A 24,358-nucleotide genomic window follows, 5' to 3' on the forward strand; every position below is an offset into this window, starting at 1 on the left:
GCACATGAGCGAGACTAAAAAACACCCCGGCCGGCTTAAAAACCGGTCGGAGTTTCTTGCCGTTCAGGCAGGGGAAAAACGACGGGGAGGCACCTTTCTTCTGGAAGTGCTTGATCGGAAGACCCCGGAAACCGAACCACGGGTCGGTTTTACCGTAACAAAAAAACAAGGCAACGCGGTCGAGCGAAATCGCATGCGCCGCCGTCTCAAGGAAGCCGTCAGGCTTTCTGCCGGGGTCGCAATGAAGCCCGGTCATGACTATGTGATTGTCGCCCGCAGGGACGTGCTTAGTACGGCCTTCCCGAAACTTCAGTCTCTCCTTACCGAGCGCATTGAAGGAACGGCGAAACCGAAACGGTCCCAGGAGACCCGCTCCAGGAAAGAATGATGGAAAAGAACCGCAATTACTTCATCGCGATAGCCCTTTCGGTTGTCATCGTCCTCGCCTGGCAATTCCTTTACATGAATCCGCGCATCGAGCAGCAGCGCCGCGCCGAAGAGGCCCGCCAGGCGCAGCAGACGACGCAGCAGCAGCAGCCGGCACCCGGTGCCGCGCCCGGCGCAACCGTAGAAGGCGCGCCGCCCGCATCCTCCACGCAGGCCGCCGCCACGGCGACCCGAGAAGAAGCGATCGCCAAGACCCAGCGCGTCGCAATCGATACCAACGCCATTGCCGGTTCGATCAACCTGACCGGCGCCCGCTTCGATGACATCCGGCTCAAGGGCTACCATGAGACCGTCGATGACTCGAGCCCGATCATCACGCTGTTTTCGCCCTCCGACACCAAGGACGGTTACTTCACCGAGCTTGGTTATGTTGGCGCTGCCGAAGTCGGCGGCGTTCCCGGCCCGACCACGGTCTGGACGCTTGCGAGCGGCGACAAGCTGACGGAAACCACACCCGTCACGCTCACCTATACCAACGAAAAGGGCGTCGTTTTCTCCCGTACGGTGTCGATCGACCCGCATTACATGATCTCGGTCGCAGACAAGGTCGAGAACCCCGGCCAGACGGCTATTTCCTTCGCCACCTACGGCCGCGTGACGCGCAACAACAAGCCGGCGATCCCGCCCGTCTTCGTTATCCATGAGGGCTTTCTCGGTGTCTCCGGCAAAGACGGCAGCCTGACGGAAGAGAAATACAAGGACGTTGAAGAGGCGCCGGTAACGGTTGCCAAGGCGACCGGCGGCTGGCTCGGCATCACCGACAAATACTGGGCTGCGGCCATCGTCCCGCCGCAGACAACGCCGTTTGAAACCCGCTATTCGCATATCACGGGCAATCAGCCGAGCTATCAGGCCGATTTCAAGAGCGACACGATAACGGTCGAACCCGGCCAGTCCATCGAGCTGAAGAGCCTCGTCTTCGCCGGCGCCAAGGAAGTGCCGCTGGTCGACCGTTATGAGACCGAATATTCCATTCCGAAGTTCGACCTGCTGATCGACTGGGGCTGGTTCTACTTCATCACCAAGCCGATGTTCAAAATGATGGATTTCTTCTTCCGTTATTTCGGCAATTTCGGCGTGGCGATTCTGCTCACCACCATCGTGGTCAAGGCGCTCTTCTTCCCGCTCGCCAGCAAGCAGTATGCTTCCATGGCGAACATGAAGCGCGTACAGCCGAAGATGGAAGAGTTGAAGGCCAAGCACGGCGATGACCGCATGGCCATGCAGCAGGCGATGATGCAGCTCTACAAGGAAGAGAAGATCAATCCGGTGGCCGGCTGCTGGCCGATGCTGCTGCAGATTCCCGTCTTCTTTGCGCTCTACAAGGTCATCTACGTCACCATCGAAATGCGGCATGCACCGTTCTTCGGCTGGATCCACGACCTTTCCGCGCCCGATCCGACGTCGCTGTTCAACCTGTTCGGCCTTCTGCCCTACGACGTGCCGCACTTCCTGATGATCGGCGTCTGGCCGTTGATCATGGGCATCACCATGTTCCTGCAGATGCGCATGAACCCGACGCCGCCCGATCCGACACAGGCGATGATCTTCACCTGGATGCCGCTGATCTTCACCTTCATGCTGGCTTCCTTCCCTGCTGGTCTGGTCATCTACTGGGCTTGGAACAACACCCTGTCGATCTCGCAGCAGGCCCTCATCATGAAGCGTCACGGCGCCAAGATCGAACTGTTCGATAATCTCAAAGGGCTGTTCAAGCGAAAGCCGGTGCAATCGAAATGAGTGAAACCGGCTCGGCAACCGAAAAGCCCCTTTTCGGGCGACCCTGGATATTCATTCGCGGCGTTCCCGCGATGAAATTCCTGCCGCCCGAAGGCCCGCCGGAGATTGCTTTTGCCGGACGTTCGAATGTCGGCAAGTCCTCGCTCATCAATGCATTGGTGGGCCACAAGGGACTTGCCCGCACCTCCAACACGCCCGGCCGCACGCAGGAACTGAACTATTTCGTTCCGGAAGGTTATTCCGGCGAGCCGGGTGACCTGCCGCCGATGGCGCTGGTCGACATGCCCGGTTACGGTTATGCGCAGGCACCAAAGGACCATGTCGACGCCTGGACAAAGCTCGTCTTCGATTATCTGCGTGGCCGCGCGACGCTGAAGCGCGTTTACGTGCTGATCGATTCCCGCCATGGCATTAAGAAGAACGATGAAGAGGTTCTGAGCCTGCTCGACAAGGCGGCTGTTTCCTATCAGGTCGTGCTGACGAAGACGGACAAGATCAAGGACGTCGGTGTTCCCCGGTTGATCGGTGAAACGCTGGAGAAAATCCGCAAGCGTCCTGCGGCCTATCCGGAGGTTCTCGCCACGTCGTCGGAAAAATCCTTCGGGCTGGACAGCCTGCGCGCCGAGATCGTCAGAACCGTCTCGCTTTAAGAGGCGCGGCCCTTGTCCTCAGGCGATGGTAAAAAGCAGAACGGCGGTCCACAGCATCGCCGTCAATGCCAGAAGCCGCCAGAAACGCACCGAATGCCAGACCTCCAGAAGCATGGCGGCGAACATGCTGCCATTGCGCAGAGGCTGACTTTTGAAAGGCAGGCCTGACCGGGTTGGATCCCTTTCAAGCAATGCAGCGACGGTTGCCTTTTCCCGATATTCGGTTTCAGCCAGATTATCCCGCCAGCGCCTGACCATGGCGGCGAACTGGCGGTCGCGTTTGACGCGTTTGGCAAGCTCCGCCATGCTTTCCGGCGGCAGGGCACCCAGCACATATTCGCCAGCGAGCACTTCGTCCCGCAAACCGCTTTGCTTGTCTCGATCCGGTGCCGTCATAGGTCTTCAAACTCCTCGGTCGTCCAGGCAGCATCGTTTCGCGATGCGCGACACATCCCTGTCGCCCTGCTGAATAACCCCTCCCCTGCCGCAAACAAGGCTGGTCCGATTGGTGCTTTATGTCAATCTTATTACGCGCTTTGCGCCGCCCAAAAGCGGAATTTTACCAGGTATCGACACAATAAGGCCCGGAGGTTATTTCATTCGTCAAAGGCAGACATCCGCCTGTCCCTGCAAACGTGCCGGCATGGCCGATCCATGCATCCTGCACTGCAAAAATCGATTCCGATTTCTGCACCGATGCTGTAGAGCGATGAAAGGCTTTTTTGGGCCGCAACCACAGACCGAGGTTTTTCCATGACTTCTTCCGAAAGCGAAACTCAGGCGCGGCTGCTTGCACAGGCTCTGCCCTTCATGCAGAAATATGAGAACAAGACCATCGTCGTAAAATATGGTGGTCACGCCATGGGGGATTCGACACTCGGCAAGGCTTTCGCGGAAGATATCGCCCTGTTGAAGCAGTCCGGCATCAACCCCATCGTCGTCCATGGCGGCGGCCCGCAGATCGGCGCGATGCTGACGAAAATGGGCATCGAATCGAAATTCGAGGGCGGCCTTCGTGTCACCGACGCCAAGACGGTCGAGATCGTCGAAATGGTTCTGGCCGGTTCGATCAACAAGGAAATCGTCGCACTCATCAACCAGACGGGCGAATGGGCGATCGGTCTTTGCGGCAAGGACGGCAACATGGTCTTCGCCGAAAAGGCGAAAAAAACCGTCATCGATCCCGACAGCAATATCGAACGTGTTCTCGATCTCGGTTTCGTCGGTGAAGTCGTGGAAGTCGACCGCACATTGCTCGACCTGCTCGCCAAGTCCGAGATGATCCCGGTCATCGCCCCCGTCGCTCCCGGCCGCGATGGCGCCACCTACAACATCAACGCCGACACCTTTGCCGGCGCCATTGCCGGCGCGCTGAACGCCACACGCCTGCTGTTCCTGACCGACGTTCCGGGCGTTCTTGATCGCAACAAGGAACTCATCAAGGAACTGACGGTTTCCCAGGCACGCGCGCTCATCAAGGATGGCACGATTTCCGGCGGCATGATCCCGAAGGTCGAGACCTGCATCGAGGCCATAAAGGCTGGCGTGCAGGGCGTGGTGATCCTCAACGGCAAGACCCCGCATTCCGTGCTTCTGGAAATCTTCACGGAAGGCGCCGGTACGCTGATCGTGCCCTGATGCGATTTAATGTGGCGGACGGCCAGCCTGTCCGCCACAGACGACGTTTCAGCCGAACACCAGAAGCGACAAGACCCCGACGACAATTAACAGGCAGCCGGAAAGTTCGAGCCTGTTGATCTTCTCCTTGAAGAACAGCACGGTCGAGGCGAAGGCAAACAGCATCTCCACCTGTGCCAGCGCCTTGACCACGGCGGCCTGCTGCAAGGTCATCGCCGTAAACCAGCCAAATGAGGCCGTAGCACCGACGAAACCGACCGCAAGTGACGGTTTCCACGCCTTTGCGATGCGCCGCAACTCATCCCTCTGCCGCCAGACGATCCACAGGAACATCGATACTGTCTGCATCACGATGACGATGACGAGGGTGTAGCCCGCCTGCACCACCGCATCGGGCGTTGGCAGGCTGGGCGCGAGCGCCAGCGATGCCGACCGATAGGCAACCGAGGACAGGCCGAAGAACGCACCAGAGGCGAGACCTATACCGGCTGTCCGGCTGAAGATGGAGGTGAGAATAGAGGCAGGTGTGACTTCCGTGCGCGCCACCGAAATCAGCATGACGCCGGCGACCGAAACCGCAATGGCCGCCAATGTGCCGCCATTGACGCTTTCACCGATGAAAATGAGCGCAAACAGCGCCGCCTGCGCGGGTTCGGTGCGGGAGTAGGCCGTGCCGACCGCGAAGTTGCGGAAGGAAAACAGGTGGACCAGAAGGAAGGTGGCGGCGATCTGCGCCATGGCCCCGACCGTCGCCCATACGGCAAAAGACATATTCGGCACCGGCAGCGGCCGGCCGACCCCGAAATGCAAAAAGGCGAGATAGGCAAGAGCAAAGGGCATGCCGAACACGAAGCGCACGAAGGTTGCGCCCGTGGTGCCCATCATGCCCTTAAGGTGCTTTTGCAGGGTCGAGCGCAGGTTCTGCAAGAACGCGCTTGCAAAGGTTATGCCTATCCAGAGTTCCATGGTTTGGCGGTATCATGCGCTGCAGGCCCCAGCCAAGCCCGATTTTCTTGCCAATCGTCGTCTTTTCGATTTTCTTCGGCATTCGAAACGGGCATAAAGCAGGCCATGGACACAAAGCCGAAAAACCTGCCCGATGCCGCCGATTTCGCCCATGTGAGCGAATGGGTCTTCGATCTCGACAACACACTCTATCCGCATCACGTCAATCTGTTTTCCCAGATCGACCGCAACATGACGGCCTATGTTGCGGAGCTTTTAAAGCTCGACCCGGAAGAGGCTCGTGTGCTGCAGAAGCGTTATTACCATGACCATGGCACAACGCTTCAGGGACTGATGATCAATTACGGCATCAGCCCGGACGAGTTTCTGGAGCGCGCCCATGCCATCGATTATTCGGCGCTGAAACCCCATCCGGAACTCGGCGAAGCGATCAAGGCGCTGCCGGGCCGCAAGTTCATTCTGACCAATGGCAGCGTCAAGCATGCGCAGGCGGCCGCCGGCGCGCTTGGCATTCTCGATCAGTTCGAGGATATCTTCGATATCGTCGCTGCCGGTTACCTGCCGAAGCCGGCCAGCGCAACCTATGAGAAATTCGCAGCGCTTGCGAAACTCGACACGAAAAAAGCAGCCATGTTCGAAGACCTGCCGCGCAATCTTGCGGCCCCCAAGGCGCTTGGCATGAAAACCGTGCTGCTCGTTCCCTCCAATCTCGAGGGTGTCATCATGGAGCGCTGGGAAATTCCCGTCGAGACCGATGCGCATATCGACTACATCACCGACAATCTGACCGGCTTCCTGACGAAAACCATTGCCGGCTGAGCGCCATAGCCGAGTTACGCCGCAACATTACCGAAGCTTCATCCACCTTACCGATGTTTAAGTGGTGAGGCTCGATAGAGGTCACTATCTTTTCTTCAGGGACACCAAAGAAAGGTAATGACGATGACCACACGAAAAATCGCCCTCTCTGCTCTTGGCGCAGCCCTTGTGCTCAGCACGGCCGCAACGGCAAGTTTCGCCGCACCCGGCAAAGGCCATAAGGATCGCATGCCGATCCGCCAGGAAGCTGCCTTCATTCACCTCCTGAAGGTTGCCGATACCAACAAGGACGGCAAGATTTCGAAGGAAGAATTCGCCGCACGACAGGACGCGCTTTTCACCGAGATCGACAAGGATAAGGACGGTTCGATCACGCCGAAGGAAATGCGCGAATATCGCCAGGCGAAAATGGAAGCTTTCCGCGCCGCCAATCCGCGCCCCGAGCGTGAGGACGCCAAAGCCGAAGACGGCAAGGGCCCGGAGGGCAAGCGCGCCGAAAGACATGCCGAACGCGAGCATGGCGGCCGTTCCGGTCATCAGGGCTGGGGCAAGCATGGCGGCAAGGGTGCGGGCCTCGGCATGCTCCGCTGGGCCGATACCGACGAGAACGGGCAGGTCAGCAAGGCCGAATTCACCGCAGCCGGCGAGAAAATGTTCGAGCGGCTGGACAAGAACAAGGACGGCGTCATCTCGATCGACGATATGCCGGACCGCCCGTTCCTTTAAATCCATCAAGGAAAAAGCCCGCTCAAAAGCGGGCTTTTTCTTTGCATCTCCAGACGGAAAACAGGGATTCACTTTTCCCGTAAATTCTCCATCTGTTTGTTTGCACGCGTTTTTCAGACGTAAAACCGCTACGCACTTTTACGGGAAATGCTCTAGTGCAGGCTGACGGTCTTGAGATCGTCTTCGGCAGCCTTGAAAAAGGTACTTGAACGGTTGTCGGTCAGGAGGATCGGCGTGCCATCCGCACCAAACAGCGCCCAGAGATCCAGTTGCGGATCGAGATCAGGTGCTTCCGGGAAACAGCGGCTTACGTCTTCCGCACGGATTTTGCGGATATATCCCACTTCTCCTTCGCCGATATGGGCCAGCTGGGATCGGGTGAGACGCGCATGCGCTTCTTTTAAAAGCATATTTCAGCCTCCTTCTTCACGCCGAGCGATTCATGTCCGATTCCGGCGTTCACGTTCTACTCTGAGACGGAAATATTAATTTTCTTTACCACGTTCGAAATTTCAGGCCGCACCAAATCGATGGAAAGAAGGCCGTTGCGCATGCGCGCTTCCCTGACCTGCATGCCATCGGCAAGCACGAAGACCCGCTGGAACTGGCGCGCCGCAATGCCCCTATAGAGGAAATCCCGCTTTTCCTGTTCCTGCTGGCGACCGCGAATGACAAGCTGGTTGTCGGCTGTCGTCACATCCAGGTCGTCCTGTGAAAACCCGGCAACAGCAATGGTGATGCGCAGGCGCTCCGGCACGTCTTCGGCCCCGGGCAACCGCTCGATGTTATAGGGGGGATAGCCGTCATTGGCCTTCGCCATGCGCTCCAGCGTTTTTTCCATGGCATCAAAGCCCAGCAGAAGCGGGTGGGTGAATGGCGTCATGCGGCTCATATCTTTTCTGTCCTTGCAACCAAGCGACGTTTCGCGGTCCCGCTTCCGGCAACCCTGCCGGTCAATCGAACCGGCTGAAACAATATGGGAAGCCAGGCCGCGATGCGCAAGACGGGAGAATGGCGCGAAGGGCACGCCGAGGAATGAGCTTGACAAGTGAGCATCCGTCGCTCGAAAAAAGCGCTCACCTCAACGGCGGGCAAGACATGGCAGAACGCAGAAAAATCATCATCGACACCGATCCGGGCCAGGACGACGCGGCGGCAATCATGCTCGCTTTCGCAAGCCCTGATGAAATCGACATTCTCGGACTGTGCGCCGTCGCCGGCAACGTCCCGCTGAAACTGACCAGCCGAAATATTCGCATCATCTGCGAATTGTGCGGCCGCACCGATATTCCCGTCTATGAGGGCGCAGAGAAGCCGCTGGTGCGCAAGCCCATCACCGCCGAGCATGTTCACGGCAGCACCGGTCTCGACGGCCCTGTTCTCGATGAACCGACGATGGAGGCCCAAAAGCAGCATGCCGTCGATTTCATCATCGAAACGCTGATGCGGGAACCCGCTGGCACGGTGACGCTCTGCACGCTCGGGGCGCTCACCAATGTGGCGCTGGCACTGCTTAAAGCGCCTGAGATCGCCGACCGCATCCAGGAACTGGTGATGATGGGCGGCGGCTTCTTCGAGGGCGGCAACATCACGCCGGCGGCCGAGTTCAACATCTATGTCGATCCGCAGGCTGCCGATATCGTTTTCCGTGCCGGCATTCCTGTTGTCATGATGCCGCTCGACGTCACCCATAAGCTCCTGACCACCAAGGCGCGGGTCAGCCGCATTCGCGACATCGGCACACGCCCGGCTATCGCCATGGCGGAAATGCTGGAGTTCTTCGAACGCTTCGACATCGAGAAATACGGTTCGGACGGCGGCCCGCTGCACGATCCATCCGTCATTGCCTATCTCATCAGACCCGAGCTGTTTCAGGGTCGCGAGTGTAACGTCGAAATCGAGGCCACGTCCGAACTGACCATGGGCATGACGGTCGTTGACTGGTGGCGCGTGACCGAACGCCCCACCAATGCCCGCGTGATGCGCAACGTGGATGCGGACGGTTTCTTCGAATTGCTGACGGAACGTTTTGCACGGCTCTGACCGGAACGCAGGAATGAAAAAAGGGCCGCTGGCGATACCAGCGGCCCTTTTTATTTGAAGCGGGGAAACCCGTCAGAATTCCGTCCAGTCATCCTGCGCCAGTGCGTTTGCACCGCTGGTTCTTGGACGTGGACGCGATGCCGTAGAGCGGGCCGGTGCTGCGGCCGGAGCCGAGGGTGCGCGCATGGCAGCTGCCGCGGAGCGCAATTGCTGGCTGGGTTGACTACCGGACACGGCAAAACCGGCGACGAGCGATTTCAGCGTCTCGGCCTCGCCGTTCAGCGTCACGCTGGCCGCCGTGGTTTCTTCCACCATCGCCGCATTCTGCTGGGTGACCTGATCCATCTGGGTAACGGCAGAATTGATTTCCTTCAGACCTACCGCCTGTTCGCTGGCGGAAGCGGAAATCTGCCGTATCAGCTGGTTGATCTGCAAAACCTGATCAGCGATGTTCTTCATCGTCTCGCCGGCCTTGCCGACCAGCTGAACGCCCTCGCCCACCTGGGTGGCCGAGGTGTTGATCAGTCCCTTGATCTCCTTGGCAGCGGTTGCAGACCGTTGCGCCAGTTCGCGCACTTCCTGCGCGACAACCGCAAAGCCCTTGCCGGCATTCCCTGCGCGGGCCGCTTCCACACCGGCATTCAGCGCCAGAAGATTGGTCTGGAAGGCGATCTCATCAATCACACCGATGATGCGGGAAATTTCCGCTGAGGATTGCGCGATGCCCTGCATGGAGTTGACGGCCTGCTGCACGACCTCACCCGACTTGCCGGCATCATCGCAGGCATGGCTGACGGCGCCGGCGGCCTGCGCGGCATTTTCCGCGCTGGAATTGACCTGTGCGGTCAGTTGGTTGAGGGCGGCGGCGGTTTCTTCGAGACTTGCGGCCTGCTGCTCCGTGCGGTGCGAAAGATCGCTGGCAGCGCGGGTGATCTCACCGGTGCCATTGCCGATGGTGACAACCGTCGCATTGACGGTGGAGACGGTTTCCTCGAGGCTTGCGAGCGCCAAGTTGAAATCACTGCGCAGCTTCGCATAGTCGCCGGGGAACTCGTCCTCGATGCGGTAGGTGAGGTTGCCCTGCGAAAGCGCATTGAGACCCGAGCCGAGCACGCTGACGATGTGTTGCTGCATGCGGCTGTTTTCCGTGCGCTCGGATTCCGACCGCTGACGTGCCGTTTCCGCATTGCCACGCTGGGCAGCGGCGTCCGCTTCCATTTCACGAATGCCGGCGAGTTTTGCGCGGAAGCCTTCCAGAGCGGTGGCCACAGCCCCCGTTTCATCCCGGCGGTCCTGCCCGGACACCGGTTCATCGTAACGGCCTTCGCTCAGCGTCCGCACATCCGAAACCAGCGAGGCGAGCGGGTTGCCGACGAAGTGACGCACGGCGAAATAAAGTGCGGTGATGACGGCGGCGAGAATGACAAGCGCGCCGATGATCATCATGTAGGTCTGCTCTTCCACCGGCGCGTTCAGTGCCTGATGCGGAATATCCACCAGCACGACCCAGGTGGCGTTGAGGCCCGGAACCGCAAAGGGATAGACGAGGCGGTTATAGGGCGCATCGGTATCGAGGCCGAGATTTTCGATGAGACCGTGCTTGCCGGAAGCGAGCGCCGCCTGAATGGCGCTGGCGCCGTCTCCGTCATAGGCCTTCATGTTCTGCTCGGGCGTCGGCGGCACCAGCCACTGGCCGCCCTGCGACACGAGCGTCACGCGGCCGGTTTCGAAAGGACGCAGCGCCTGCAGCTTCTGCGACAGCGAGGCCAGCGAAATATCGACGCCGGCAACGCCAATCATCTTGCCGTCGGACATGACGGGATAGGCAAGCGAGGTCATGGTGGTGGGAACTTCCGTGCCCTGCGCCAGATATGGCTGGGTGATGGCGCCCTTGCCCGTCTTGGCGGCAAGCGCCCACCATTCGGCGGCGTAGTCATTATCGAAAGTCGAGAACTGGATGTCACCCTTCTGGGTCTTCGACCAATAGGGGGCGAAGACGCCATTTTTATTGGTGCCGAGATCGAGCCTGTTGGCAATCTCGGTGCTCTGGCCGTCGAAAAGGCCGAGCTGCTCGCAGAACCAGCTTCCGAAAGCGAAAGTATTCTGCTCGACATTGGCCTTGAGAATATTGACGATGCCGGGGCGATCCATCGATTTCGCCTGATGCGCGCGGCCGATGACACCGGCCATGGAACGCGCAGCGCTGCCAAGCTCACCCACATCGGCGGCGATGACGTTGGCGATGGCGCGCGCCTCGGTATTGGCCTGATCCATGGTCAAAGCATGGACGCGCTCGCTGGTCTGGGAAATGAGGAAGGAATTCGATGCGACAAGGACCGTGGTGATGGCACAGCCGGTAACGAGGATAAGCTTGGTCGCAAGCGACTTCACTTTGAAATTGAACATTTTGGCCTCGATCAAATCGTCTGCCGGGAGGCTGACGTCAACGGATGATAAATCTCCGTCATGGAGGCCCGTCCGCATGGACAGTGCGCTGCAGCGCGACGAGGCAAAATTAGAGTATCTTTGCTAATTAAGCCCTAAAATTTACTTCGCCGCGCCAAGCAAAAATCAGTGTTCGTAATAGGCCGAGATGATTTCCCATGCATCGTCAGCCGTTTCGGCGAAATGCAGCAATTCCATATCTTCCGGGGCGATGGTGCCGAAATCCGCCAGGAATTCGAAATTGACCACCGAGCGCCAGAACTTCTCCCCGAACAGGATGAGCGGAATGGGCGCCATGCGCTTGGTCTGGATAAGCGTCAGCGTCTCGAACAGCTCATCGAGCGTACCGAAACCACCGGGGAAGATCACCACGGCCTTCGCCCGCATCAGGAAATGCATCTTGCGGATGGCAAAATAGTGGAAATTGAAGCTCAGCTCCGGCGTGACATAGGGGTTCGGCGCCTGTTCATGCGGCAGAACGATGTTGAGACCGATCGACGGGCCGCCCACATCGGCCGCACCACGATTGCCCGCTTCCATGACACCGGGGCCGCCGCCGGTGACCACGACATATTCGAGATGATCGGATTTCGCGGCATAGTCGGTGCACAGCCGGGCAAATTTGCGCGCCTCGTCGTAATAGACGGAGGATTGCTCCAGATTGCGCTTCTGCGTTTCGTTGCGCGCCGCCCAGGCCTCGCCACCGGGTTCGGGAATGCGGGCGCCGCCGAACATGACGACGGTGGATTTGATGCCGCGTTCGGTGAGCGCCATTTCCGTCTTCAGAAGTTCCAGCTGCAGCCTGACGGGACGCAATTCCTCACGGCAGAGGAAATCCATGTCCACATAAGCAAGCCGGTAAGACGGGGAATCCGACTGCGGTGTTTTCGGAACGACCTCGGCCTGCTGCTTGTCCGCAGAGCTGCGCTTCAAGGGGTCCCATACCCCATCCTTACGCCGCAATTTGCCATTTTTCAGTCGTGTCATTTCCATGCCTTTCGTCTGACGCGCCAAATCACCCAAATCACATTGACGCCTTTCCAACACTCCCTTAGATCAAATGGCCAAAGCCTTCCAGCGGCGCGGGACCTGCCGTGACCACGACCACACGCGACTTTAAGGAATTTTCCATGAGCCTTACGGATCTCACCTCCCTCGAAACCATCATCGAAACCGCCTTTGACAACCGCGATGGCGTGAACGTATCGACGAAGGGCGAGGTTCGCGATGCGGTGAACACATCTCTTCAACTTCTCGATAGCGGCAAGGCGCGCGTGGCTGAAAAGCAGGCGGATGGCAACTGGAAGGTGAACCAGTGGCTGAAAAAGGCCGTGCTTCTTTCCTTCCGCCTCAACGACATGGAAATCGTCACCGGCGGACCGGGTGAATCCACCTGGTGGGACAAGGTGCCGTCGAAGTTCGAAAACTGGGGTGAAAACCAGTTCCGTGCTGCCGGTTTCCGCGCCGTGCCGAACGCTGTCGTGCGCCGGTCGGCTTACGTGGCCAAGAACGTCGTGCTGATGCCGTCTTTCGTCAATCTCGGTGCTTACGTCGATGAAGGCACGATGGTCGACACCTGGGCAACCGTTGGCTCCTGCGCGCAGATCGGCAAGAATGTGCACCTCTCCGGCGGCGTCGGCATTGGCGGCGTTCTGGAGCCGCTGCAGGCCGGCCCGACCATCATCGAGGATAACTGCTTCATCGGCGCCCGCTCGGAAGTCGTTGAAGGCTGCATCGTGCGCGAAGGCGCCGTTCTCGGCATGGGCGTGTTCATCGGCAAGTCGACCAAGATCGTCGACCGCGCTACCGGCGAAATCACCTATGGCGAAGTTCCGCCCTATTCCGTCGTCGTTGCCGGCACCATGCCGGGCAAGCCTTTCCCGAACGGCGAGCCGGGCCCAAGCCTCTATTGCGCCGTGATCGTCAAGCGCGTCGATGAAAAGACCCGCTCCAAGACCGGCATCAACGAGCTTCTGCGCGACTGATAAAAGCTGATACCATGACCATGACCGATCCCGTTGCCAATCTCGCCGCCCTCATCCGTTGCCCGTCGGTGACGCCTGCGGAAGGCGGCGCGCTTTCCCTGCTCGACAGCCTGCTTTCGCCGCTTGGCTTTGCGGTTGAAAGGATGATTGCAAGCGAGGCGGGAACGCCTGACGTGGAAAACCTCTATGCCCGGCTCGGCACCGAAGGTCCGCATCTGATGTTTGCGGGCCATACGGATGTCGTTCCCGTGGGTGACGAGGCCGCATGGAGCCATCCCCCCTTCTCGGCAGAGATTGCCGGCGGGGAAATGTACGGCCGCGGTGCGGTGGATATGAAGGGCGGCATTGCCTGTTTCGTCGCGGCCATTGCCCGCCATATCGAAAAACACGGCAAACCACAGGGCTCCGTTTCTTTCCTGATTACCGGCGACGAGGAAGGCCCGTCAATCAACGGCACCTCCAAGCTGCTGGAATGGGCGGCTGCCAAAGGCGAGACATGGGATGCCTGCGTGGTGGGGGAGCCGACCAATCCCGACCAGCTGGGCGACATGATCAAGATCGGTCGTCGCGGATCGCTTTCCGGCCGGATAACGGTGCATGGCGTTCAGGGCCATGCCGCCTACCCGCATCTCGCGGACAACCCCATTCGCGGGCTGCTGCAGCTGACCCATGCGCTGATGCACCCGCCCTTCGATCACGGCACGGATAATTTCCAGCCCTCCAATCTGGAAGTCACGACCGTCGATACCGGCAATGCCGCCACAAATGTCATCCCCTCACGGGCGACGGCGGCCTTCAACATTCGTTTCAACGATACCTGGACAGCCGAAAGCCTGCGGGCGGAAATCATCCGCCGTCTGGATGCGGCTGCCACCGAAGGTGAGCTTCGCCCTGACCGCAGCCCGGTCAAATACGAGATCGTCTGGGCGGACCGACCGGCCCACGTTTTCCTGACGCGCAACAATGCGCTCATCTCGTCGCTGTCAGGCGCTGTCGAGGCCGTTACCGGCAAGGAGCCGAAACTTTCGACCACCGGCGGCACCTCGGATGCGCGCTTCATCAAGGATTATTGCCCGGTGGTGGAATTCGGCCTCGTCGGACAAACGATGCATATGGTCGATGAGCGTGTGGCGGTTGCCGATCTCGAGACACTGACGCGCATCTACGAAACCTTTATCGAACGATGGTTCGCCCATGCCGACGGCAAGTGAAATAAGGCTTTATCTGAAGGGCCTGTGGCTGCTGCTGCTCGGCGACCATACCGGTGCGCGTTATCTGGATCTCTCCGAGCGCGGCATGTGGCGCTCCTTCTATTCTGCCCTCTGGTGCCTGCCCGCTATGCTGGTGTCCTGGCTGTGGCTGCGCGCGGCCTTCCTCGCTGGATGTCCACCGGGCACCGGAACCGGGCTGATCTTCTTTTTCCGTCTGGCGATGGTCGAAGCCATCTGCTGGATCGTGCCGCTGCTGCTGATCGGCATGCTGCTCTTTGCCTTCGGTGCCCGGGAAAAATTCGCGCCGCTGGTCACCACCATGAACTGGCTGTCGCTACCGTTTTCCTATGCCTATGCCGTTCTGATCCTGATCGCTTTCTTCCTGCCGCCCTTGCAGGGGCTGATCGCCATCCTGTGGCTGGCGCTGCTTCTGTCGCTGGTCTTCGCCTTTTCGCGGATCGTGCGGTTCTTCATCCGCGACCAGTCGCTGCTCGTCTCCGCCATCGTCATGACGCTGCTGGTGCCGGGCATGCTTCTGTCGGAGGCGCTGCAGCGTTTTCTTGGCGTCTACCCGGCTTGATCGTCGATACTGACTTCTGGGTCAGTCCGCGTCTTCCACGGTCTCGACTTTTGAATGCACACGCGGCGGAATGACATCAGGATAATCCACCTGCATGAAATAAAGACCGTCCGGCGGCGCAACCGGGCCGCAGGCCTTGCGATCCCGTGCTTCCAGTGCCGCGCGCACATCCTCCGGTGTCATGGCGCCTTCACCGGCCATTTTCAGCGTACCGGCGAAAGAGCGGATCTGGTTATGCAGGAAACTCTGCGCCGTCGCGCGGATTTCGATGAGGTCGCCATTGCGTGTCACATCCAGCCGGTCGAGTGTCCGGATCGGGCTGCTCGCCTGGCAATGAACCGAGCGAAAGGTGGTGAAATCATGCCGGCCGACAAGCATCTGCGCAGCCGCGTGCATGCGCTCATGGTCCATGTCTTTCGAAACCCACCATGCACGTTTGTGTTCCAGCGCCAGCCGAGCCTTCCGGCAAATGATGCGATAGAGATAATGGCGGCGGGTGGCGGAAAAACGGGCATCGAAATCTTCCGTTACGGCTGCGACGTCCAGAACCGAGACGGCCTCCTTCGCCATCGCCAGATGGGCGTTCAACGCATTGCGAAGCTTGTAAGGCTCCCAGTCGCGAGAAAGATCGGCATGGGCCACCTGCCCGACGGCATGTACGCCGGAATCGGTACGGCCCGCACCGCGAATGGAAACGGTTTCCCCTGTCAGCGACCGGACGGCAGCCTCCAGCGCGCCTTGAACCGAGGGGCCGTTATCCTGTCTCTGCCAGCCAAAATAGGGTGAACCGTCATATTCGACGGTCATGCGGAAGCGTGGCATCAGCCGAGCCTCGTTGTGACGGGAACGGGGGTGCCACGAACGAAATCGGCGGCCGACATCGGCTTGCCGCCCGCCTTTTGCAGGCGAGTGAGCCGAACGGCATCGCTGCCGCAGGCAATGGTGAGGGCATCATCCAGCACGGTGCCCGCTTCTCCCATGCCGCTCGCCAGCTCAGAGGCCAGAACCTTCACACGCTCGGCCTTGCCGCCAATATCCATTTCCAGCCATGCGCCGGGAAAAGGCGAAAGGCCACGAATATGGTTATGGACATCCTGTGCAGGGCGGGAGAAATCGATGCGGGTCTCACCCTTGTCGATCTTCGAAGCGTAAACAACACCCTCTTCGGCCTGTGTGATGAGGGGCAGGTCGTCTGCTTCCAGCCTGTCCATCGCCTGCCGCATCAGCCGCGCGCCTGCGAGCATGAGACTGTCGTGCAGCTCGCCGGCTGTCATATTCTCGCCGATCGCGACCTTTGCGGTCAGCGCGACGGGGCCGGTATCGAGCCCCTTTTCCATTTTCATGACCATCATCCCGGTCTCGGCATCGCCGGCCATGATCGCCCGCTGGATGGGAGCCGCACCCCGCCAGCGCGGCAACAGGGAAGCGTGGCCATTATAACAGCCAAGGCGCGTGCCGGTGAGGATCGCTTCAGGCAACAGCAACCCGTAAGCCACGACAACCGCCACATCTGCGTTGAAGTCCCGGAACTGCTGGCGATCTTCCTCGGCCTTGAAGTTCACGGGCGTCAGCACGGGCAGGCCCAGAAGTTCGGCCGCCTGATGTACGGGAGACTTCTGCAGATCGAGGCCACGACGACCGCCGGGACGCGGCGGCTGCGTATAAACGGCAACGACCTCGTGACCCGCTTCCACCAATGCACGCAAGGTGGGAACGGAAAAATCCGGCGTGCCCATGAAGATGATGCGAAGAGACATCGTCGCCCCCTGCCCTTTGTGCCCTTCCGTCTCCAGACAAGGAGGACGGATCAGACCTTTACGCGGGCCGCTTTGGTGAATTTCTTGATGACCATGTCGCGTTTCAGCCGCGAGATATGGTCGATGAACAGAACACCATTCAGGTGATCGATCTCATGCTGCAGGCACGTGGCGAGAAGCCCGTCCGCCTCGACGGTCTGCTGCTTGCCGTCACGGCCGACATAGCGCACCGTCAGCGCCGCTGGGCGCTCGACTTCGGCGTAATAATCGGGAATGGAGAGGCAGCCTTCCTCATAGGTCGAAATATCGTCCGACACCTTGAGGATTTCCGGGTTGATGAAGACGACGGGGGTCTTTTCCTCGCCTTCACGCGCAACATCAATCACCAGCATACGGCGCGCCACGCCGACCTGGATGGCGGCAAGGCCAATGCCCGGCGCATCATACATGGTTTCCAGCATGTCGTCGGCAAGGCGCAGCACCTCGGCATCCACCTGTTCGATGGGTTTCGATTGCTGGCGCAGCACGGGATCGGGCAAAATGATAAGCGGTTTGATAGTCATGGCTTCCCATAACGTATCTCTTGCGCGGAGGAAATAAAAAACACGAGCGGTCAAACCGCGCCGGGCTTCCGCTCTGCCGGACTCATTTCCGCCGCAGGAATGTTCTTGTTTTGATCTTACGAATCACAAGAAATCTGCTAGATTTAACCATGAGCATAGATTTATCCGTTCTCCTCGATCCGGCATTGCGGGCCGGTTCCGTCGATATCAGTTTCGGCGCGCTGCTCGCGGCTCTGCTTTTCGGTCTGGCGATCACATGGCTGGTCACAACGAACCGCGTGAAAAAAGCGGGAGCGGATGGAGAAATCTCCGACCTTCTGAAAACCCAGTCCGAACTGCACGGCCGGATTGCCGCCATGGCGGAGACGCTTGGCACACGCCAGACCGAGATGAGCCAGACGCTCAATCAGCGTCTCGACGGCATGTCGCAGCGGCTGGGCGAAACGCTGACGGAGCAGACCCGATCAACGCATGAAAATCTGAGCCGTCTTCAGGAGCGCTTGGCGGTCATCGATGCCGCACAGGGCAATATTCAGGATCTGGCCAAGGATGTGGTCGGGCTGCAGGCGATCCTTTCCAACAAGCAGACGCGAGGCGCCTTCGGACAGGCGCGCATGGAGGCGCTGATTGCCGATGCACTTCCCGCAGGTGCTTTCCAGCTTCAGCCCACACTTTCGAACGGTTACCGGCCGGACTGCACCATCAAGATGCCGAATAACGCGCCGCCGCTTGTCATCGACGCCAAGTTTCCGCTGGAAGCCTGGAACGCACTGAAAGCAGATGAGTCGCCGGAAGCGAAGCGCGCCGCCATTCAGCAGTTCCGGCGCGATATGGAAGTGCACATTCGCGACGTGGCCGAGAAATACCTCATCCGCGGCGAGACGCAGGATACGGCCTTCATCTTCGTGCCGTCCGAATCGATCTTCGCCGATATTCACCAGCATTTCGAATATCTGGTGCAGCGCGCCCATCGGGCTCGCGTCGTCATCGTATCGCCGTCCCTTCTGATGCTGTCGGTGCAGGTCATCCAGTCGGTGCTGAAAGATCAGCGCATGCGCGAGCAGGCGCATCTCATTCAAGGCGAAGTGGCGTTGCTGATGGACGATGTGCGGCGGCTGGACGACCGGACGCGCAAGCTGCAGGCTCATTTCGGGCTGGCGCAGAAGGACGTCGACATGATGCTGATTTCCTCAGACAAGGTCTTGGCGCGCGGCCAAAAAATTGAGGGCCTCGATTTTTCGCCGACGGAAAAAGAAGCTGCGCATGGGGAAATCGAGCAGGCCCGCCGCTTTGCGGATAACAGAGCCGGTGCGGCCAAATTGCGGGTAGTTGACGACGAGTGATCGTCTCGGGCAAAGTCGCCGTCTCGCTTGAATTTCATACGGACATGCCGCCCATGATTACTATTTTCGGCTCCATCAACATGGATCTCATCGCCACCGCCAAACGTCTTCCAAAACCCGGTGAAACCGTGACGGGAGAAAGCTTCTCCACCGCGGCGGGCGGAAAGGGAGCCAATCAGGCGCTTGCCGCAAAGCGGGCGGGCGCCACGGTCAAAATGGCCGGTGCAGCGGGTGACGATACCTTTGCCGCACCGGCGCTGACATTGTTGCGTGATGCCGGCACCGACCTCTCGCTCGTCAAGACCGCGCCGGGCCCGACCGGCACGGCGATGATCCTTATTGGTGAAGGCGGAGAGAACATGATCTCGGTCATTCCCGCCGCCAATGGCGAAGTGTCGGCATCCGACGCCGCCAAGGTCGTGGCGGAGATGTCGGCGGGCGATATTCTGATGCTGCAGTTCGAAATACCCGCATCCGCCATCGAAGCGGCGCTGACGGCCGCAAAGGCCAAGCGCGTCACCACCGTCATCAATACTGCCCCGCTGACCGCAGACGGACCGCGCCTTGCCGGCCTTGCCGATATCGTCATCGCCAACGAAACCGAGTTCGAGTTGCTGATCGGCAAGAACGGACTTTCCGGTTCGGAACGGGAAACCGAACTCAAGGCCTTACATGAAAAATCCGGCCAGACATTGATCGTCACACTTGGAGCGGACGGCGTGATCGCCATTCGCAATAGCAAGCTGTACCGGGCCGCCGGCCTGAAGATCGTACCCGTCGATACGGTTGGCGCAGGCGATACGTTCTGCGGTTATCTCGCTGCCAGCCTTGATCAGGGGATGGATTTCGAAAAGGCGCTGAAGCGTGCCGCCGTCGCAGGTTCGCTTGCCTGCACCCGCGCCGGCGCCCAGCCTTCCATTCCGCTTGCGGCGGAAGTGGATGCGAATATCTGATACTTCAGCCGCTCAGCGACGAATAAAAGTGAGATAGGCCGAGCTGCGGCCTTCTCTTTTCGCCTTGTTCTCATAACGTGTGCCCGGCCAGTTGGCATAGGGCGTGCGCCAGTCGTCAGCGCTCGTCGCCGTCCACTCAAAACCGCCATGGCGGGCGCAATGTTGCAGCGTCCAGTTGACGTAGGTGTCGATATCCGATGCGAAGCAGAACTTGCCGCCGGGTTTCAGCGCCCTGTGGAAGCGGGCAAGATTGACGTCGGAGACGAAACGGCGCTTCCAGTGCTTTTTCTTCGGCCAGGGATCGGGGTAGAGAAGATCAATGTGATCGATCGACCCTTCCGGCAGCCAGTCCAGCAATTGCGTCGCGTCATCATCGTAAAGGCGGATATTCATCAACTCGCGTTCGCGCACGGTTGCGAGCAGCTTGGCCATGGAATTGACGAAGGGCTCGACGCCGATAAAGCCTGTCTCGGGGTTTTCAACCGCGCGATGGGCAAGATGCTCGCCGCCGCCGAAGCCGATCTCCAGACGAACCGATCTCACATCCGCAGGAAAGAGAGCCGCCAGATTTTGCGGCGGTGTGCTCCCCAGATCGATTTTCAGCAAAGGCAGCAGGTTTTCGATCGTGTCGACCTGCTGATTGCGCAAAGGCTTGCCCTTGCGTCTGCCAAAAAACGCTTCCGTTGCGCGCGAACGCCGTTCTTCCGTCATGTCATACTCTCAAGAACAAATAGATTTAACCCGCACAGCGCCAGATGAATGGCACTATGCGGGTTACAAAAGTTGGTCACGGTATCTCTCAATCCCCGCCAAATAACAAGTGTTAGGCGCTCAAAGCTTCCTTGAGCGGCTTCACCAGATCAAGCTTCTCCCAGGAGAAGGAGCCGTCACGGCCGGCCTTGCGACCAAAATGGCCATAAGAGGACGTCTTGGCGTAGATCGGCTTGTTAAGATCGAGATGACGGCGGATGCCCGAGGGCGACAGGTCCATGACCTTGCGGATCGCACCTTCAACCTGATCTTCGCTGACCTTGCCCGTGCCGTGCAGATCGACATAGATCGACAGCGGCTGGGCGATGCCGATAGCGTAGGAGATCTGGATCGTGCAGCGCTCGGCCAAACCGGCAGCCACAACGTTCTTGGCAAGGTAGCGGGCGGCATAGGCGGCGGAACGGTCGACCTTGGTCGTGTCCTTGCCGGAGAATGCACCGCCACCATGGGGGGCAGCACCGCCATAGGTGTCGACGATGATCTTGCGGCCGGTCAGGCCGGCATCGCCATCAGGACCGCCGATGACGAACTTGCCCGTCGGGTTGATGTACCACTGGCAATCGTCAGCGATCTTCAGGTCGCCCAGAGCTTCGCGGATATAGGGTTCGACAACGGCGCGAACCTTCTTCGAATCCCAGCTTGCATCGAGATGCTGCGTGGACAGAACGATGGATACGGCTTCCGAAGCCTTGCCATCGACGTAACGAACCGTCACCTGGCTCTTGGCATCAGGGCCGAGCTTTGCCGCTTCGCCTTCGCCGCTCTTGCGGGCGGTGGCGAGCAGCTGCAGGATACGGTGCGAATAATAGATCGGGGCCGGCATCAGGTCCGGCGTTTCCTTGCAGGCGTAACCGAACATGATGCCCTGGTCGCCAGCACCTTCGTCACCCTGCTTGTCGGAAGCATTGTCGACGCCCTGCGCGATGTCTGCCGACTGTGGATGCAGGAGAACATCGATCTTGGCGGTCTTCCAGTGGAAACCATCCTGCTCGTAGCCGATGTCGCGGATTGCCTTGCGGGCCGCGGACTTGAACTTGGAAGGATTGATAACCGGGTGGCCGGAGGCGTCCTTGACGACCTTGCCGTCCTTGTCCTTCTTCAGCAGGGTATCGGGAACCCGAACCTCACCGGCGATGACGACGCGGTTGGTCGTCGCAAGCGTCTCGCATGCGATGCGCACGGTCCAGGGGTCAACACCCGTCTTGGACGCTTCACGATAAATGAGATCGACGATTTCATCGGAAATACGGTCACAAACCTTGTCCGGATGACCTTCGGCCACGGACTCGCTGGTGAACAGGTAATTGGCACGCATGCGGGATTCCCCTCAAAGAACGATCTTCGAGTTTGTTAGTCATTTCGGCCACGAAAAACAAGGACACAACCACATAAATATATCTTTATGTGAGAATTCCTTTCTAATCCGGCACAAAAAAACGGCCCTTGCGGACCGTTGAGTGTCCGGCGCCCTTGCCGGAAATTATGGGCATCAACTGTGGAGACTTACTCCGCGTCTCCTTCGGCGGCGAGCGCCTTGACGAGATCAACGAGACGACGGCGGACCTTGGGATCGGCGATCTTCACAAAAGCGCGGTTCAACTGCAAACCTTCAGCCGAGGACAGGAAGTCAACCACGTAATTGGAGCTGGAGGCTTCCGCCATGCCGGATGCGCCGCCAACCTGATCACCGGGAGCATCTTCGAAAAAGAAGGACACCGGAACGTTGAGGATCGCGGAAATATTCTGAAGGCGGCTCGCACCGACGCGGTTCGTGCCCTTTTCATATTTCTGGATTTGCTGAAAGGTAATTCCAAGGCTTTCGCCCAGCTTTTCCTGGCTCATGCCGAGCATGGTTCTGCGAAGACGAATTCGGCTTCCGACATGAATGTCGATGGGGTTAGGCTTTTTCTTATTCTCGGTCATCATGCGGTCCTGACACTCGGAAAGGGTTGATATCTCGCTTCATTACTATTCGAATAAATGAGCTGCATTTCGACAGCGTCTAAACTTGTTTTACGACTGACGTATTCACTATGCAATTGCGGGAGTTCCCGGTCAATTCTGACGCCGAGCAAAACTCCAGGCAGGAAATACCGCAACGATTAGCATGATTGAAAAAATCAACCAGAAATACGTCCGATGTGTGTCGTAAGTAAATGCGTCGTTTGACCCACCACTCAAAGTGGCGTCAACAATGCCAACCCGACCGTAATCCAACCCGGCAATAATCCGCCCATAGGGGTCGATGACGGCCGAAATTCCGGTATTGGCGCCGCGAATCACCGGCATGCCCGTTTCAACCGCACGGACTCTTGCCTGCAAAAAGTGCTGATAGGGGCCAGGCGTGTCGCCGAACCAGCCATCATTTGTCACGTTCAGAATTGCTGCCGAACCCGACAGACCCGGCGTCATCTCACCCGGAAAAATGATCTCGTAACAGATCAGGGGATAAAAGGTCTTGCCGGACGGCAACGTCAGGGGCGTGCGCGACGAGGCGGCCGAAAAACCACCCGGCAGGCTGATGACATTGTCGATGCCGAACTCCCGCAAAATGCCTTCGAAGGGGACGTATTCGCCAAAGGGCGTCAGGTGAACCTTGTCGCTTGCGGCGAGGATTTCGCCCTGGCTGTCGATCGCATAGACCGAATTGTAATAACGTGGTGGCCGACCGGCACCCTGATCTTCCATTCTGACAGCGCCGGTGAACAGGATTTGCCCATCCTCCAGCGTTTTTGCGATTTCCGCCAAAGCATCCGGGTTCTGCGTCAGGATGAAGGGCACGGAGGTTTCCGGCCATACGACGATATCGGGGCGCTTTTTCCCCTCGCCGGGCGGCAGCGCCGTCAGCCGCAGATGTTCGCCAAATATCTCCGCACGATCGGCATTCAGCATTTTGCGGGACTGGTCTATGGACGGCTGTACGATCCTGACCGTCAGTGCATCCTGCGGCGTTTCCACCGGTGTCTGAAGGCGATAAAAGCCATACCCAAAATGGCCGGCCAGCAGCAGGCCCGCCAGAGCGAGGCCCGGCCACATGCCTTTTTTCGTGCCAATCAGGGCCGGCGCGGCAAAAATGAACACAGCAAGCGTGGTGACGCTGAAAAGCCCTAGCAGATGCGCGGACTGCATCATGACCGGAATGGGCATGATACCGTAGCCGATGGCGTTCCAGGGAAAACCGGTCGCAAGAAAACTGCGCAGCCATTCAAACAGGCCGAATGCGGCGGCAAGGGCGGCGATACGGCCGAGACCGTCTGACCAGACGATGTTGGCCGCAGCGACTGCAAAACCATAAAACAGCGCAAGAAGAGCCGGAAGGCCGATGATGGCGAGCGGCAGTGCCCAGGCGAATTCGTCTGCCTCCAGCAACAGGGCATTACCCAGCCACCAAAGGCCCGCCACGAAATAGCCGAAGCCGAAACACCAGCCGATGCCAAAGGCGGGCAGGATGCGGCTGAAGATGCCGCCGCCGGGCTTGCCGGTGCAGCCGTCCACCAGCCAAACAAGCAGCGTGAAGGAGAAAAACAGCGCCGCGAAAAAACCGAATGGAGGCAAAGCCAGCGCACCAACCGCGCCTGCGGCAATCGCCATCACTGCTCGGCTTTTGCCACCGGCCAGCATTACCCTGCCTGCAAGACGCTCCATGCCATCTCCGTTTTATGCGCGTCCGGAAAATACCGCTCCCGGCAAGGCGGCGCCGCGGAATTTTCCCTCAGACCCG

General features: G+C 59.2%; 25 protein-coding genes. 12 read left to right on the forward strand and 13 right to left on the reverse strand.

All coding sequences use genetic code 11. From position 1 onward, the window contains the following. The first annotated feature begins 4 nt into the window (after window positions 1-4). From rnpA to yihA, 3 genes are read left to right on the forward strand one after another with little or no spacing between them, the layout of a single operon-like run. Window positions 5-388: a ribonuclease P protein component gene (gene rnpA / locus M0412_RS11095; RefSeq protein ID WP_046799366.1), complete on the forward strand. Its 384-nt coding sequence runs from the start codon at window positions 5-7 to the stop codon at window positions 386-388. Further along, complete coding sequence (gene yidC, locus M0412_RS11100) at window positions 388-2,187, forward strand: membrane protein insertase YidC (protein WP_269700120.1); 1,800 nt, start codon at window positions 388-390, stop codon at window positions 2,185-2,187. Before rnpA ends, yidC begins: the two co-directional genes overlap by 1 nt. Then, the gene (yihA, locus tag M0412_RS11105) at window positions 2,184-2,837 is read left to right on the forward strand and encodes a ribosome biogenesis GTP-binding protein YihA/YsxC (protein ID WP_269700121.1); all 654 of its coding nucleotides are present in this window, start codon (window positions 2,184-2,186) and stop codon (window positions 2,835-2,837) included. Before yidC ends, yihA begins: the two co-directional genes overlap by 4 nt. 18 nt (window positions 2,838-2,855) lie before the next feature. Here yihA and M0412_RS11110 read toward each other — a convergent pair whose 3' ends face one another. Next, on the reverse strand, window positions 2,856-3,233 hold the full coding sequence (locus M0412_RS11110; RefSeq protein WP_142840945.1) for a hypothetical protein: 378 nt from the start codon (window positions 3,231-3,233) through the stop codon (window positions 2,856-2,858). A 357-nt stretch (window positions 3,234-3,590) separates the two neighbouring features. On the opposite strand from M0412_RS11110, the gene argB reads away from it, so the two are divergent. After that, a complete protein-coding gene (gene argB, locus M0412_RS11115; protein WP_052820274.1) occupies window positions 3,591-4,475 on the forward strand; it encodes an acetylglutamate kinase in 885 nt (294 codons plus the stop codon). Between the two features lie 48 nt (window positions 4,476-4,523). On the opposite strand, the gene M0412_RS11120 is transcribed toward argB, so the two are convergent. Beyond that, window positions 4,524-5,441: a DMT family transporter gene (locus tag M0412_RS11120; protein ID WP_142840944.1), complete on the reverse strand. Its 918-nt coding sequence runs from the start codon at window positions 5,439-5,441 to the stop codon at window positions 4,524-4,526. Window positions 5,442-5,546: 105 nt separating this feature from the next. Between M0412_RS11120 and M0412_RS11125 the strand changes: the two genes are divergently transcribed. Together M0412_RS11125 and M0412_RS11130 are read left to right on the forward strand one after the other, a co-directional pair. After that, entirely contained in the window at window positions 5,547-6,260 is a 714-nt protein-coding gene (locus M0412_RS11125; protein WP_269700123.1) for a pyrimidine 5'-nucleotidase, read from the forward strand. A gap of 117 nt (window positions 6,261-6,377) precedes the next feature. Beyond that, a complete protein-coding gene (locus tag M0412_RS11130; RefSeq protein ID WP_142840942.1) occupies window positions 6,378-6,986 on the forward strand; it encodes an EF-hand domain-containing protein in 609 nt (202 codons plus the stop codon). A gap of 152 nt (window positions 6,987-7,138) precedes the next feature. Here the strand turns inward: M0412_RS11130 and M0412_RS11135 are convergent, their stop codons facing one another. Both M0412_RS11135 and M0412_RS11140 read right to left on the reverse strand, forming a co-directional pair. Continuing rightward, window positions 7,139-7,396 carry a DUF1150 family protein gene (locus M0412_RS11135; RefSeq protein ID WP_003493591.1) on the reverse strand — a complete coding sequence of 86 codons (258 nt, stop codon included), beginning with the start codon at window positions 7,394-7,396 and terminating at the stop codon, window positions 7,139-7,141. Between the two features lie 56 nt (window positions 7,397-7,452). Continuing rightward, window positions 7,453-7,878, reverse strand: coding sequence for an Hsp20 family protein (locus M0412_RS11140; RefSeq protein ID WP_046799358.1), 426 nt, complete (start codon window positions 7,876-7,878; stop codon window positions 7,453-7,455). A gap of 206 nt (window positions 7,879-8,084) precedes the next feature. Here M0412_RS11140 and M0412_RS11145 point away from each other — a divergent pair, with 206 nt between their 5' ends. After that, complete coding sequence (locus M0412_RS11145; protein ID WP_269700628.1) at window positions 8,085-9,029, forward strand: nucleoside hydrolase; 945 nt, start codon at window positions 8,085-8,087, stop codon at window positions 9,027-9,029. A gap of 72 nt (window positions 9,030-9,101) precedes the next feature. On the opposite strand, the gene M0412_RS11150 is transcribed toward M0412_RS11145, so the two are convergent. Continuing rightward, on the reverse strand, window positions 9,102-11,435 hold the full coding sequence (locus M0412_RS11150; RefSeq protein ID WP_269700124.1) for a methyl-accepting chemotaxis protein: 2,334 nt from the start codon (window positions 11,433-11,435) through the stop codon (window positions 9,102-9,104). A 165-nt stretch (window positions 11,436-11,600) separates the two neighbouring features. Beyond that, entirely contained in the window at window positions 11,601-12,467 is an 867-nt protein-coding gene (locus M0412_RS11155; RefSeq protein ID WP_371338184.1) for an LOG family protein, read from the reverse strand. Between the two features lie 137 nt (window positions 12,468-12,604). Between M0412_RS11155 and dapD the strand changes: the two genes are divergently transcribed. From dapD to M0412_RS11170, 3 genes are read left to right on the forward strand one after another with little or no spacing between them, the layout of a single operon-like run. Then, complete coding sequence (gene dapD, locus M0412_RS11160) at window positions 12,605-13,459, forward strand: 2,3,4,5-tetrahydropyridine-2,6-dicarboxylate N-succinyltransferase (RefSeq protein WP_046799357.1); 855 nt, start codon at window positions 12,605-12,607, stop codon at window positions 13,457-13,459. Window positions 13,460-13,473: 14 nt separating this feature from the next. Continuing rightward, window positions 13,474-14,670 carry a succinyl-diaminopimelate desuccinylase gene (gene dapE / locus M0412_RS11165; RefSeq protein WP_269700125.1) on the forward strand — a complete coding sequence of 399 codons (1,197 nt, stop codon included), beginning with the start codon at window positions 13,474-13,476 and terminating at the stop codon, window positions 14,668-14,670. Further along, window positions 14,654-15,250: a hypothetical protein gene (locus M0412_RS11170; protein WP_269700126.1), complete on the forward strand. Its 597-nt coding sequence runs from the start codon at window positions 14,654-14,656 to the stop codon at window positions 15,248-15,250. The genes dapE and M0412_RS11170 overlap by 17 nt, the downstream gene beginning before the upstream one ends. A gap of 21 nt (window positions 15,251-15,271) precedes the next feature. Here M0412_RS11170 and truA read toward each other — a convergent pair whose 3' ends face one another. The 3 genes from truA to def are packed head-to-tail and all read right to left on the reverse strand — an operon-like array spanning window position 15,272 to window position 17,570. Continuing rightward, window positions 15,272-16,072, reverse strand: a complete 801-nt coding sequence (truA, locus tag M0412_RS11175) for a tRNA pseudouridine(38-40) synthase TruA (protein WP_269700127.1) — start codon at window positions 16,070-16,072, stop codon at window positions 15,272-15,274. Beyond that, the gene (fmt, locus tag M0412_RS11180; RefSeq protein WP_269700128.1) at window positions 16,072-17,007 is read right to left on the reverse strand and encodes a methionyl-tRNA formyltransferase; all 936 of its coding nucleotides are present in this window, start codon (window positions 17,005-17,007) and stop codon (window positions 16,072-16,074) included. The genes truA and fmt overlap by 1 nt, the downstream gene beginning before the upstream one ends. A gap of 50 nt (window positions 17,008-17,057) precedes the next feature. Next, on the reverse strand, window positions 17,058-17,570 hold the full coding sequence (def, locus tag M0412_RS11185) for a peptide deformylase (protein ID WP_269700129.1): 513 nt from the start codon (window positions 17,568-17,570) through the stop codon (window positions 17,058-17,060). 149 nt (window positions 17,571-17,719) lie between these two features. On the opposite strand from def, the gene M0412_RS11190 reads away from it, so the two are divergent. Together M0412_RS11190 and M0412_RS11195 are read left to right on the forward strand one after the other, a co-directional pair. Beyond that, entirely contained in the window at window positions 17,720-18,913 is a 1,194-nt protein-coding gene (locus M0412_RS11190) for a DNA recombination protein RmuC (RefSeq protein ID WP_161991304.1), read from the forward strand. 53 nt (window positions 18,914-18,966) lie between these two features. Continuing rightward, window positions 18,967-19,866, forward strand: a complete 900-nt coding sequence (locus M0412_RS11195) for a ribokinase (RefSeq protein ID WP_269700132.1) — start codon at window positions 18,967-18,969, stop codon at window positions 19,864-19,866. 12 nt (window positions 19,867-19,878) lie between these two features. Here the strand turns inward: M0412_RS11195 and trmB are convergent, their stop codons facing one another. The 4 genes from trmB to lnt all read right to left on the reverse strand — a co-directional run bounded on the left by trmB (window position 19,879) and on the right by lnt (window position 24,282). Then, the gene (gene trmB / locus M0412_RS11200; protein WP_269700135.1) at window positions 19,879-20,577 is read right to left on the reverse strand and encodes a tRNA (guanosine(46)-N7)-methyltransferase TrmB; all 699 of its coding nucleotides are present in this window, start codon (window positions 20,575-20,577) and stop codon (window positions 19,879-19,881) included. A 112-nt stretch (window positions 20,578-20,689) separates the two neighbouring features. Beyond that, on the reverse strand, window positions 20,690-21,952 hold the full coding sequence (gene metK, locus M0412_RS11205) for a methionine adenosyltransferase (protein ID WP_142840930.1): 1,263 nt from the start codon (window positions 21,950-21,952) through the stop codon (window positions 20,690-20,692). A gap of 188 nt (window positions 21,953-22,140) precedes the next feature. Continuing rightward, window positions 22,141-22,560: a helix-turn-helix domain-containing protein gene (locus M0412_RS11210; RefSeq protein ID WP_052820310.1), complete on the reverse strand. Its 420-nt coding sequence runs from the start codon at window positions 22,558-22,560 to the stop codon at window positions 22,141-22,143. Window positions 22,561-22,692: 132 nt separating this feature from the next. Continuing rightward, entirely contained in the window at window positions 22,693-24,282 is a 1,590-nt protein-coding gene (gene lnt / locus M0412_RS11215) for an apolipoprotein N-acyltransferase (protein ID WP_269700138.1), read from the reverse strand. Between the last annotated feature and the right edge of the window lie 76 nt (window positions 24,283-24,358).

It is taken from the genome of Agrobacterium sp. O3.4 (assembly GCF_041414895.1).
Classification (GTDB): Bacteria; Pseudomonadota; Alphaproteobacteria; order Rhizobiales; family Rhizobiaceae; genus Agrobacterium; species Agrobacterium cucumeris.